This window comes from Hydrogenovibrio halophilus DSM 15072 (assembly GCF_000384235.1).
Lineage (GTDB): Bacteria > Pseudomonadota > Gammaproteobacteria > Thiomicrospirales > Thiomicrospiraceae > Hydrogenovibrio > Hydrogenovibrio halophilus.
In genome coordinates, this window is the sequence record NZ_KB913033.1 from 2,086,763 (window position 1) to 2,098,676 (window position 11,914).

9 protein-coding genes are annotated in these 11,914 nt (G+C 53.9%); 6 read left to right on the forward strand and 3 right to left on the reverse strand.

The annotated features are described in order from the left end of the window. Positions 1-82: 82 nt before the first annotated feature. The 5 genes from pnp (at position 83) to A377_RS13155 (ending at position 7,020) form a co-directional block, all read left to right on the forward strand. The gene (gene pnp, locus A377_RS0110045; RefSeq protein ID WP_019896234.1) at positions 83-2,170 is read left to right on the forward strand and encodes a polyribonucleotide nucleotidyltransferase; all 2,088 of its coding nucleotides are present in this window, start codon (positions 83-85) and stop codon (positions 2,168-2,170) included. Positions 2,171-2,269: 99 nt separating this feature from the next. After that, positions 2,270-5,182: an insulinase family protein gene (locus tag A377_RS0110050; RefSeq protein ID WP_019896235.1), complete on the forward strand. Its 2,913-nt coding sequence runs from the start codon at positions 2,270-2,272 to the stop codon at positions 5,180-5,182. 200 nt (positions 5,183-5,382) lie between these two features. After that, positions 5,383-5,727, forward strand: coding sequence for a hypothetical protein (locus tag A377_RS12430; protein WP_019896236.1), 345 nt, complete (start codon positions 5,383-5,385; stop codon positions 5,725-5,727). Positions 5,728-5,951: 224 nt separating this feature from the next. Continuing rightward, the gene (locus A377_RS0110060) at positions 5,952-6,650 is read left to right on the forward strand and encodes a hypothetical protein (RefSeq protein WP_157760826.1); all 699 of its coding nucleotides are present in this window, start codon (positions 5,952-5,954) and stop codon (positions 6,648-6,650) included. Positions 6,651-6,765: 115 nt separating this feature from the next. Continuing rightward, the gene (locus tag A377_RS13155) at positions 6,766-7,020 is read left to right on the forward strand and encodes a hypothetical protein (protein WP_157760828.1); all 255 of its coding nucleotides are present in this window, start codon (positions 6,766-6,768) and stop codon (positions 7,018-7,020) included. A 192-nt stretch (positions 7,021-7,212) separates the two neighbouring features. Here the strand turns inward: A377_RS13155 and A377_RS0110065 are convergent, their stop codons facing one another. The 3 genes from A377_RS0110065 to purB all read right to left on the reverse strand — a co-directional run bounded on the left by A377_RS0110065 (position 7,213) and on the right by purB (position 10,562). Continuing rightward, positions 7,213-7,644, reverse strand: coding sequence for a DUF2513 domain-containing protein (locus A377_RS0110065; protein WP_019896238.1), 432 nt, complete (start codon positions 7,642-7,644; stop codon positions 7,213-7,215). 124 nt (positions 7,645-7,768) lie between these two features. Further along, on the reverse strand, positions 7,769-8,923 hold the full coding sequence (locus A377_RS0110070) for a JmjC domain-containing protein (protein WP_019896239.1): 1,155 nt from the start codon (positions 8,921-8,923) through the stop codon (positions 7,769-7,771). Positions 8,924-9,164: 241 nt separating this feature from the next. Continuing rightward, the gene (purB, locus tag A377_RS0110075; protein ID WP_019896240.1) at positions 9,165-10,562 is read right to left on the reverse strand and encodes an adenylosuccinate lyase; all 1,398 of its coding nucleotides are present in this window, start codon (positions 10,560-10,562) and stop codon (positions 9,165-9,167) included. A gap of 105 nt (positions 10,563-10,667) precedes the next feature. Between purB and A377_RS0110080 the strand changes: the two genes are divergently transcribed. Next, positions 10,668-11,852 (forward strand): PQQ-dependent sugar dehydrogenase, encoded by a 1,185-nt coding sequence (locus A377_RS0110080; protein ID WP_019896242.1) that lies wholly within the window; start codon positions 10,668-10,670, stop codon positions 11,850-11,852. Positions 11,853-11,914 lie beyond the last annotated feature (62 nt).

Below are 11,914 nucleotides of genomic sequence, written 5' to 3' on the forward strand. Positions count from 1 at the left end.
GTCGACGCCGTCGATTGCGCTTTCCGATTCAGGTTTCAAAGGTCCGGGCATCACCTTCAGATTATTTACAAGGACCTGAACCATGTCGAAAATTACCAAAACGTTTGAATACGGCCAGCACACGGTGCGGCTGGAAACCGGCGAAATTGCCCGCCAGGCCGATGGTGCCGTGATGGTTGCCATGGGCGACACCCAGTTGCTGGTCACCGTTGTGGCCGCCAAGGAACCCAAAGCGGGCCAGGACTTTTTCCCGCTGATGGTGCAGTATCAGGAAAAATCCTATGCCGCCGGTCGCATTCCCGGCGGTTTTCTCAAGCGTGAAGGGCGTCCTTCGGAAAAGGAAACCCTGACTTCGCGCCTGATCGACCGTCCGATCCGTCCGCTGTTCCCCAAAGGCTTTATGAACGAAGTCCAGGTCATTGCCACCGTGGTGTCTCTGGACCCGGAAGTCGGCACCGAAGTCCCGGCCATGCTGGGCACCTCAGCCGCTTTGGCGATTTCAGGGATTCCCTTTGCCGGGCCCATCGGTGCGGCCGTCGTGGGCTACACCGAAGACGACGGTTACCTGCTGAACCCATCGGACGAGCAGTTGCTGACCTCCGATCTGGAGCTGAGTGTGGCCGGGACCGCTGACGCGGTATTGATGGTGGAATCCGAAGCCTCGGAACTGCCCGAAGACGTGATGCTGGGCGCGGTGATGTACGGTCATGAGCAGATGCAGGTGGCGATTTCGGCGATCAAGGCGTTTCAGGAAGAAGCCGGCAAACCGGCCTGGGACTGGACGCCTCCGGCGGACAACACCGATCTGCAGAGCGCGGTCGAATCGAAGGCCAAAGCCGATGTGGAAGCGGCCTATTCCATTGCCGACAAAATGCAGCGTTATGACGCACTGAATGCGGCCAAAGCGAAGTTGATGGAAAGCCTGGCCGTTTCCGAAGACAACCCGGACGGGTTCGAAGCCGGTGACATCGAAAAAGCCTTTGGCCGTTTGCAGAAAACGATTGTGCGTGGACGCATCATTGCCGGTGAACCGCGCATTGATGGACGTGACACCCAAACCATCCGACCGATTGACTGTCAGGTGGGCGTGCTGCCCAAAGTACACGGTTCGGCGCTGTTTACCCGTGGTGAAACCCAGGCGCTGGTGGTCACCACGCTGGGCACCGAAAAAGACTCGAAGCTGGTGGACGAGCTGACCGGCTCCTATTCCGACCGCTTTATGCTGCATTACAACTTCCCTCCGTTTTCGGTGGGCGAATGCGGACGATTCGGCACGCCCGGGCGTCGTGAAATCGGTCATGGCATGTTGGCGCGCCGTGGCGTGGCCGCGTTGCTGCCGACCGAAGACGAGTTTCCCTACACCATCCGTGTGGTCTCGGAAATCACCGAATCCAACGGTTCCTCTTCCATGGCCACCGTCTGTGGTACCTCCATGTCATTGATGCACGCCGGGGTGCCGGTGGCGTCTCCGATTGCCGGGATTGCCATGGGGCTGGTCAAGGAAGACAGCGGTTTTGCGGTTCTGTCCGACATTCTGGGCGACGAAGATCACCTGGGCGACATGGACTTCAAGGTGGCCGGGACTGAGCAGGGCGTGACCGCCTTGCAGATGGACATCAAAATCACCGGCATTACCCGTGAGATCATGGAAATCGCGCTGGATCAGGCCAAATCCGGGCGTTTGCACATTCTCAAGGAAATGGACAAGGCGATTCAGGCTTCCAATGCGTCGGTGGCTTCGACCGCACCGCGCTTTTTCAATGTGAAGGTCAAGCCGGAAAAAGTCCGTGAAATCATCGGCAAAGGCGGCGCGACCATTCGTGCCATCACCGAAGAAACCGGCGTCACCATTGAAATCGACGACAGCGGCGTCGTGAAAATCGCGGCGGTGGACGATGCGTCGGCCGAAGCGGCCAAGCTCCGAATTGCGGAAATCACCGCGGAACCGGAAATCGGCAAAGTCTATCCGGCCAAAGTGGTCAAGATCGTCGATTTCGGTGCCTTTGTGTCCTACATGCCCGGTCGTGAAGGCCTGGTGCACGTTTCGCAAATCGCTGATGAGCGGGTCGAAGACGTCAACGAATACCTGAAAGAAGGCGAAGAAATCGAAGTGCGCCTGATCGACGTTGACAAGCAGGGACGCGTCAAGCTCTCGATCAAAGAGGTGTAACAATCACCAGGCCTGGTGGTTTTGACACCAGCCCGTTTTCAAAGAAGCCGTTTTATGCGGCTTTTTTTTGTCTTACCCAATTCATTAAGGAAATTCTGCATGACGAATCATCAAGCGTTTTCACTGATTCACCGCCAGAGCATCGATTCACTGAACCTCGACGTGGAGCATTATCGTCACAAGGTCACCGGTGCCGATCATTACCATCTGGCCTGTGACGACCCGCAGAATGTGTTTATGGTGGCGTTGCGCACCGTGCCCATGGATTCCACCGGGGTCGCGCACATTCTGGAACACACCGTTTTGTGCGGCAGTGAAAAATACCCGGTACGCGACCCGTTTTTCATGATGATTCGTCGCTCGCTCAACACCTTTATGAACGCCCTGACCGCCAGTGACTGGACGGCGTATCCGTTTGCCACCGAAAACCGAAAGGACTTTGACAATCTGTTGCAAGTCTATCTGGATGCGGTGTTTTTCCCTCAGATCGATCCGCTGGATTTTGCTCAGGAAGGGCACCGACTGGAATTTGAAACCATTGATGATCCCAAGTCGGATCTGACCTACAAAGGCGTGGTGTTCAACGAAATGAAAGGCGCGATGAGTTCGCCCGTGGCCACCTTGTTCCAGAAGGTGACCGAAGAGTTGTATCCGACCGGTACCTATCATTACAACTCCGGTGGCGATCCGGCGGAAATTCCAAAGCTGACGCACGCGCAGATGAAAGCGTTTCACCAGACCCATTATCACCCGTCCAACTCGGTGTTTCTGACCTATGGCGACATTCCGGCCGTCGAACATCAGACCCGAATGGAAGAACTGGCCTTGTCCCGCTTTGACGATTCGATCGGCAAAACGTTGGTCGACAACACCGAGCGTCTGTCCGCGCCCAAAACCGTGGAAACCACTTACGCGCTGAACGAAGACGATCTGTCGAAAAAAACGCACGTCGTATTGAGCTGGTTGCTGGGCGAAAATCAGGACCCGATGGTGGTGCTCAAAGGCCATCTGCTCAGCTCGGTGCTGCTGGACAACAGCGCTTCGCCATTGCGTCAGGCGCTGGAAGAGTGCGAGTTTGCGACCGCGCCATCGCCTTTGTGCGGGTTTGAAGACGGCAACAAGGAAATGGCCTTTGCCGCCGGCGTTCAGGGCTCCGAGCCGGAACACGCCCAGGCGGTGGAAGACCTGATTATGACCACGCTGCAAAACGTGGCCAAAGACGGCGTGCCTCAGGAAGACGTGGAAGCGATGCTGCACCAGTTGGAATTCGGTCAGCGCGAAGTCGGCGGCGACGGCTTTCCTTATGGTTTGCAGTTGATCATGCAGGCCTTGCCCGGCGCGCTGCACGAAGGCGATCCGATTGCGTTGCTGGACGTGGATGAGGCCTTGTTGCAACTGCGACAGGACATTCAGGACCCACGTTTTATTCCCGAACTGGTTCAAAGCTGGATTCTGGACAACCCGCACCGTGTGCGCCTGACCATGACGCCCGATCCCGAGCAGGCCGAGCGTGAAGCGGCCGCCGAAAAAGCGCGGCTGGAAGCCACTCAAGCCAACCTGACCGAGGCCGAAAAAACCGCCATCATCGAACAGGCTCAGGCATTGCAGGCGCGTCAGGACGAAGACGACGATCCGTCCATGCTGCCGGAAGTCACCAAGGACGATGTGCCCGAGACGTTAAAGCAGATCCAGCCGGCGCATCGTGCCAGCCGTGAAGTGCCGTATCAGACCTATGAAGCGGGCACCAATGGCCTGACTTACTTGCAGATGGTGCTGGACCTGCCGGAACTGAGCGAGTCCGAGCGCGAACTGATGCCGCTGTTTAACACCTGCCTGAGCGAAGTCGGGGCCGCCGGACGCGATTATCTGCAGAATCAGGCGCTGCAGGCGGCGGTCACAGGCGGGCTGGGAGCCAATTCCACCCTCAAGGCCGATCTGAACGATGCCTCCGGCTTTCACAGCCATTTTGTGATTTCGGGCAAAGCGTTGAACGCCAATCAGCAGGCCTTGAGCGATCTGATGTTTGAAACACTGGAACAGCCGCGTTTTGACGAAGAAGACCGGATCAAGGACCTGATCGGACAAATCCGCGCTTCGGTCGAACACTCGGTCACCAATAACGGTCATGCGCTGGCGATGATGGCGGCCAACCAGAATCATTCCGCTGTCGCCAACTGGCAGTTCCAGCGTTCCGGTTTTGCCGGGATTCAGACCATCAAGCGCCTGAGCGACGGTCTGGCGGATGAGGCCGCACTGGGCCGGATTCAGGAAGGGTTTGCCGACATTCAGCACAAACTGATGCAAACCGCCAAACAGGCGTTGATCATCAGCGATGCCGACGGTCTGCCATCGGCCTTGTCGGCCACACAGGGCTGGGACACCTTGTTTGAACAGAAACACCCGGCGCGAGGGCTCTCACTGGACGTGGAAAACAGCCAAATTCACCAGGCCTGGGTCACCAGCACCCAGGTCAATTTCTGCGCCCAGTCGTATCCGGCGGTGATGGCCGGTCACGCCGATGCACCGGCGCTGTCGGTGCTGGGCGCGATGCTGCGCAATGGCTTTCTGCATACCGCTGTGCGTGAAAAAGGCGGGGCCTATGGCGGCGGGGCGACCTACAATCCGGAAGCGGGCAGCTTTGCCTTCTTCTCCTACCGTGATCCCAGAGTGCTGGCCACGTTTGCCGATTTTGAGCATTCACTGGACTGGGTACTGGGGGAACAGGCCACGCAAAGCAAAGTGGACGAAGCGATCCTGAATGTGATCAGCGCCATCGACAAACCCGGTTCGCCAGCCGGCGAGGCGCGCAAAGCGTTCTACTACGAACTCTATGGCCGCAGTCACGAAATTCGCACCGCGTACCGCCAGGCGATTCTGGACACAACGCTGGACGACGTACGCCGCGTCGCAGAGTCTTACCTCAAACCCGAAAACGCCTCACGCGCCGTGCTCACCAACGCCGAAAACGGCCAGATGCTGACCGAACACGGCTTTAAAATGCATCAGCTTTAAAAGTCTGTAACACTTCAAATGGCAAGCAAAAGCCCGGCGCGTTAGTCGGGCCGGACAAAGGTTTGTCATAGAGGTTTGTCATGAACGCTCATATTGATTGACCTGAGAAAAATAAACCCATAAGATTTAATATGTTGACGGAAAATCATGGGCGTATATTTGGTTGTTAATGAAGCCGTTGCTTTATTTGGGAGACAAACATGCCGGGCAAGTTGAAGCCGATTAGAATTTTTGGGTACCGAGAAGGCGATGTGTGGCAGGCATACTGCATCGACTTTAATCTGGCCGCGCAGGCTGATACGGCAGAAGACGTCAGATCCGTCATGCTCGAAATGGTCAAAACCTACGTTGATGACGCCTTAGAAGGGCAAGACAAGGCACATGCCGATGTCTTTTTGAACCGAAAAGCGCCATTGTCAATTCGTTTGAAATATTACTGGGTGCTTGCAAAACATGCCGTTTACCAGCTTCGTAGAAAGCTTGATTTTGCCTTCACCGATATGCTCGATATCGACACCCTGCAAAACAACCACCGCCCTGCCTGATGGGGCGTTGGCTGCTCAAAAAATGCCCACCTCTGACCTATCGTGATGTTCATTTATAGTTAGATTTGGGAAAAAATATGGTGGGATACGCAAAAAACCTGAGGAAGAGAGTTCAAAACAAGGGTCACAAGGTTGGGTTTTGCGTTATCTGCGGAGATAAGGGGCCTCTCTCTAGGGATCATGTTCCGCCAAAGGGGTGCAACAACCTCAATGACGTGGAGATCATGGCTCTCCTTCCGTCAGAAAACTCCGCCAAAGTTGGCACTACATCTCAAGGCGGAACCCATTACCGGACATTATGTGGGGAATGCAATAATACCCGGCTTGGGATCCACTACGACCCTGCGCTTATCAACCTGTCTAACGCAATCACTGCCTTAGCTTTGGGGGCGAAGAGACAAAAAATTGCCCTACCTCGAACCATTTACCCGTTCATCAAACCACAACGAATAGCTAGAGCCGTTGTTGGTCATGTTTTGGCTGGTCTGGCGGTAGAAGAAACAAACCAAGGTTTGCTATCGAGTCCAATCAGTGACTCGTTGAGAAGTTATTTCCTAGATGAGACAGCAGACTTCCCTGAGAATCTGGAAATTTACTATTGGCTGTATCCCTCCAGAAGGCAGGTACTGATTAAAAACGTTGGGAAATCGTTAATCAATAGTGCTGGTAAGAGAGAGGTGGTCTTCGGCCATATTTTTAAATTTCTTCCGCTTGGATTCTGGCTGGTGTTCAACGGTACAAATCAGGAATCGGATTTGGTGAAATCCCTTATCAAGGATAAAACAATGGCCTTAGATGGCGTAGATCAGGTTGAAATTGATTTGCATCGAGTTCCTCCATTGGATTTTCCTGAGGGACCAAAGGGAAATGAGTTTATTGCACTCAACAGTGATTATGCTGCACACACACGGGATAAAATCTAACAATCGGCTGCACGGCGACCGATTTTCCGCCGCTTTGCGGCTCCAAACCGGCGCGTGAGCCGGGCGTTGTGCCTCTAGAGCATAATCTAAAGTATTAAATTAAAAAGGTAAGCATATGACAACTTATACCGAAACCAGTATGGTTAAGCCAGAACATATCAGGATAATTGATGAACAATTAAAAGACTTAGGTTCAAAAGTTCAGGATAGTTGTTTAGATGGTCAGGAACACTCATTAGCAAATGTTTTACATCTTGCATGTGGAGGAGGAAGTTTTGAAGTATCTTCGTTGGAAACTCTTAATGGCATAGGAAATAGTCATTTTAGTATTCAATGTACCTGTCAAAACTCAGTTACAAGAGCTAGATAAAATTACTGCACAACAATACACTCAAGCCGACTGCGCTAACGCGCAGCCGCTTAGCTTAATCGTTAAACGTGCTTAATTCCTCTATCTCTGTGCATGAAGACTTATAACGTTCGCAGCACGCGCGGCTTTGTAATGGTGGAGGCGCAGCCGGAATGAAAAGCCGTCGCTGTCCCTGCGATAGTTATACACAGCTCACTCCAATAGCTCATCGAGCTTTTTCTTTAAGAAATGCTCTAACAGCTTCTGACTGCCATCGAAAAGAACTCTGAATGGAGCGCCTTTCAATTCTGACCGAAGCCTCACCAAAACCTCTTTGTTTTTTAATGCATTGGCGAAATCATGACCTGACTGCGTCAGCCGTATGGGGGTAGATACGAGGGTAACCCCATCTCCGGCTCCAATCGTAATGCCAAGTGACTTTAGGCCGTTTACCTGAAGATCTCGGTTACTGATCAAGCCATTTTCCGCAGCCAACTGAAAATGGAAAAGAAACTTTTCATCCAAGCCATCGTTCCCGGCAATCTGTATACCAGAGCGCTCAATTTCGGGAACTGAAATATGGGCAGTATCTGCTTCTAGGAAGACATCTAGCAGCTGGGCCATGTAGTCAAGATCAATTCGCATTTCATCCCCTATAGGTGCGGACTAAGGTTTGAAAAAGGGACGTTACCCTTTATTGGACCTAGAAACTATCAGATATCTTGCATTAAGATTAAGTAGTATTCAATACTGTTGTAGGTCAGCTTCTTTACTCGCTGAACGTCAAATACTGCAATTGCCAAAGATCATGCAGCAGTTTGTGGCCGCTTTCATCGGCGCAGTCTTTAGCGGTGAGTTGATCTTGGTTGGCCAGGGTACGTATCAGTTGGTCGCTGGCGCCTTGGGTGTCCCATTGGGTGCCGTTGATAAAGAGTTTGACGGGCGTGCCATCGACGAAGGCGAAGCGACAGACCGGGTCTTTGACCAGGCCTGGTGATTGTTGCAGGGCGTCGACAAAATCTGCCAGATCGGCTTTTTCGGTTTCGTCCAGCGGTTCGGGCAGTTGCTGTGCGCCGCTTTGATCGAGCTGGGTGGCGAAACGGCCCATCCAGGTTTGCAGCAGGGCGTCGTCCTGGAGCAGGTTCTGCATCAGTGCTTTGGCTTGTTGTGCGGCTCCTGGCGGCACTTCGCCGGGGTTCAGGTTGCTGGACCACTTGGGATCGCGATACAAGTCTTGAAACGACTGGGTTTCGGCCAGGTGATCGCCCAATGAATCCCACATTTCCTGCCCGCGATAGGTGCGGTAGCCAATGGAAAAGGTCATGCAGTCGTCGTCCAGCGCGACGCCGTGATGGCCCCATTTGGGCGGCACGTAAAGCACATCGCCGGGGCTGAGCACGTAATCGTCTTCCACCTCAAAACGTTGCATCAGACGCAGATCGACGCCGGGCAGGTAGTTGTCTTCAGTGCAATCCTGTGCGGTCAATTGCCAGCGACGCTGTCCGGCGGCCTGCAATAGAAACACGTCGTAGTGATCGAAATGCGGCCCCACATTGCCGCCGGTGGTGGCGTAGCTCGCCATGATGTCGTCAATGCGCCAGCGTGGCAGAAAATCAAACTGTTCCAGCAGCGCGTGCATTTCCGGTAATAGCCGATCCATGCCCTGAACCAGCAGGGTCCAGTTTTTTTTCGGCAACTTGGTGTAGGTGTTGTGGTCAAACGGTCCCTGACGCAGTTCGTAATCGGTGTCGCCATGTTGCAACACCATCCGGCTTTCGACCTCGGGTTCCAGTGACAGACCGGCCATTTCTTCGGGTGTGATCGGCGCTTCAAAATCGGGCAGGGCGTTTTTGAGCAGCACCGGTTTCTGTTGCCAGTAGTCGCTTAAAAAGGTTTGGAGATCAATGTCTTGAAACTGAATCATAAGAGCGGCTTTAAAGTCAAAGTAGAGAAATGAATGGGCGCAAAAATAGGGCACCCTTTGTGCGTGTCAAGAGCGAGATAAAAATGAGAAAAAATCTTGTTGAGCAAGGCGGGAAATGCAGGCCATAGCAACGCTATGGTCAAATTTTCCAACGCAGGTCAGCGGGATTTTAGCCATTTTTAGCCGTTATTGACGCGCACGAAGGGTGCCTCTTACCAGGCCTGGTTAAAAATACAGGCGTTTAACGCCCTTTGATCATGGTCAGTGCCAGTTCGATGTTTTTGGCCTGTTGTGCCGCGTTGCCGATGTAGCTGGCCGGGGTCATGGCCTTGAGTTGTTCCTTGGCTTCGGGCGGCATATCCAGTCCGTCCACAAAGGCCTGCATGCCGGCCTGATCGACGCGGGTGCCACGGGTCAGGTCTTTGAGCTTCTCGTAAGGCTTTTCAATGCCGTAACGACGCATCACGGTTTGAATGGCTTCGGCCAGAATTTCCCAGTTGTTGTCGAGGTCGCGGGCCATTTCGTCGGCGTTGACTTCCAGCTTGCTCAGACCTTTCAAGGTGGCTTGCAGGGAAATGACGGTGTGCGCCACGCCTACGCCCAGATTGCGCAACACGGTGGAGTCGGTCAGGTCACGCTGCCAGCGCGAGATCGGCAGTTTCTGACCCAGGTGATCAAAAATCGCATTGGCGATGCCCAGATTGCCTTCGGAGTTTTCGAAGTCAATCGGATTGACCTTGTGCGGCATGGTGGACGAACCAATCTCACCGGCGACGGTTTTCTGCTTGAAGAAGTTATTGGAAATGTAGGCCCAGATGTCGCGGTCAAAATCGATCAGAATCGTGTTGTAACGCTGCAGTGTGTGGAAGTATTCGGCAATGTAATCATGCGGTTCGATCTGAATGGTGTAGGGATTCCACAGCAGACCAAGACTCTGCACAAACTGTTCGGTGAGTTCGTACCAGTTGATCGCCGGATACGCCGCCAAGTGCGCATTGTAGTTGCCGGTCGCGCCATTGATTTTGCCCATGATCGACACATTCATCAGTTGTTTGACCTGACGCTGAAGACGATAGGCCACATTGGCGAATTCCTTGCCGGCGGTGGTAGGTGAAGCGGGTTGGCCGTGGGTGCGTGACAGCATCGGAATCTCGGCCATGTCTTCGGCCATGGTTGCCATTTTGTCGATCACTTCCTGCATTTGCGGCACCAGCACTTTGGCGCGCGCGTCCTTCAGCATCAGGGCATAAGCCAGATTGTTGATGTCTTCGGAGGTGCAGGCAAAATGCACGAATTCGCTGATGGCATTGAGTTCTTCGTTGTCGCCGAAATGTTCCTTGATCAGGTATTCGACCGCTTTCACATCGTGGTTGGTGGTGCGCTCGATCTCTTTGACGCGCTGGGCCATGTCCAGAGAGAATTCATCCACCAGTTTCAACAGATGGTTTTGCGCGGCGTCGCTTAAAGCCGGCACTTCGGGAATGCCCGGATGATTGGCCAGCATGCGCAGCCAGGCGACTTCGACCCGCACCCGGTTTTTGATCAGGCCGTATTCACTGAAAATTTCCTTAAGTGGGGAAAGTCGAGCGCCATAGCGGCCATCAATCGGGGAAATCGCGGTCAATTCGGACAGTTGCATGCGTAAAAACCTTTTTTAAATGATTTGGGATGCGCCTATTATAAAGGAAGTGCGCCTTTATTTTGGCAGTTCATACTGGAATTCAGGGATTGAAAAGGAGACACGATGCGTCATGGCAATCACACGACCCGGTTTTTCGATCACACCGCTTTGCGGCGTTTGCCGTCAAAAAGTCACAGGCAAAAGCATTGGCTTTGGGGATTGTTGAGCGCCTTTCTCTGGCTGGCGACGCCGCTTCAGAGCCTGGCCGACAGCGAAAATCCGACACTGGAAACGGTTGCCGAAGACCTGGGCATCACCTGGGGCATGGCATTTCTGGATGATCAGCGCCTGATCCTGACCCAGCGGGAAGGACGTGCGGGGATTCTGGATTTGAGCACGCAGAAAATCGTCTGGTTGGACGGCGTGCCCGATGTGCTGGCGGTGGGCCAGGGCGGTTTGCTGGATGTGAAACTGTCGCCCGACTACGCGCAATCCGGCTGGGTGTATTTTACTTACAGCAAACCCAAAGGCACAAGCGGGGTCACGACGCTGGCGCGTGCCAAGCTAAACGGGCAACGTCTGAGCGACTGGCAGGATCTGCTGGTCACAAAATCCGATTCCTATCGCAATATCCATTTTGGCAGCCGCATTGCCTTTGACCATCAGGGGCATGTCTTTTTTACCGTGGGCGATCGGGGCCAGCGTGAGAATGCGCAGGATTTGAGCAACCATGCCGGCACGGTGATTCGGCTGAATCTGGACGGTTCCGTGCCCGATGACAATCCGTTTGTGTCCGACCCGGACGCACTGGATGACATCTGGAGTTACGGTCACCGCAATCCGCAGGGGCTGATGTTTGATCGCGAGACAAACCGTTTGTGGGAAATCGAACATGGCCCGCAAGGCGGGGACGAAATCAATGTGATCGAAAAAGGCCAGAACTATGGCTGGCCGCAGGTGTCCCAGGGCAAGGAATATGTGCTGGGCACTGAGATCGGGGTGGATCACAAAGCGGGCATGGTCGATCCGGTCAAAGTCTATACGCCGTCGATTGCGCCCAGTGATTTGCTGATTTATCGGGGGCAGAAGCTGGCGGCCTGGCAGGGCGATCTGTTTACCGGCGCTCTGGCCCTGACCCATCTGAACCGGGTGGTGCTGGGTGCCGATCAGACGGTTGAGGACGAAAAACGTTATCTGGACGACAAAGATGAACGGGTGCGCAGTCTGGCCGAAGGCCCGGACGGTTTCCTCTACCTGGCCACCGATGCCGGGAAGATTTATCGGATCAGCACGGTGCCATCGGATTAAATGGCGTGACACTTTACGCTGAGGCGGGCGATACCCTATGGCTTGTGTTCTTTTCAGAATCA

What these genes read in the sequence shown, in the direction of transcription:
- pnp (WP_019896234.1), top strand. Translation starts at nt 83, where the DNA reads ATGTCGAAAATTACCAAAACGTTTGAATACGGCCAGCACACGGTGCGG.
- A377_RS0110050 (WP_019896235.1), top strand. Translation starts at nt 2,270, where the DNA reads ATGACGAATCATCAAGCGTTTTCACTGATTCACCGCCAGAGCATCGAT.
- A377_RS12430 (WP_019896236.1), top strand. Translation starts at nt 5,383, where the DNA reads ATGCCGGGCAAGTTGAAGCCGATTAGAATTTTTGGGTACCGAGAAGGC.
- A377_RS0110060 (WP_157760826.1), top strand. Translation starts at nt 5,952, where the DNA reads ATGGCTCTCCTTCCGTCAGAAAACTCCGCCAAAGTTGGCACTACATCT.
- A377_RS13155 (WP_157760828.1), top strand. Translation starts at nt 6,766, where the DNA reads ATGACAACTTATACCGAAACCAGTATGGTTAAGCCAGAACATATCAGG.
- A377_RS0110065 (WP_019896238.1), bottom strand. Translation starts at nt 7,644, where the DNA reads ATGCGAATTGATCTTGACTACATGGCCCAGCTGCTAGATGTCTTCCTA.
- A377_RS0110070 (WP_019896239.1), bottom strand. Translation starts at nt 8,923, where the DNA reads ATGATTCAGTTTCAAGACATTGATCTCCAAACCTTTTTAAGCGACTAC.
- purB (WP_019896240.1), bottom strand. Translation starts at nt 10,562, where the DNA reads ATGCAACTGTCCGAATTGACCGCGATTTCCCCGATTGATGGCCGCTAT.
- A377_RS0110080 (WP_019896242.1), top strand. Translation starts at nt 10,668, where the DNA reads ATGCGTCATGGCAATCACACGACCCGGTTTTTCGATCACACCGCTTTG.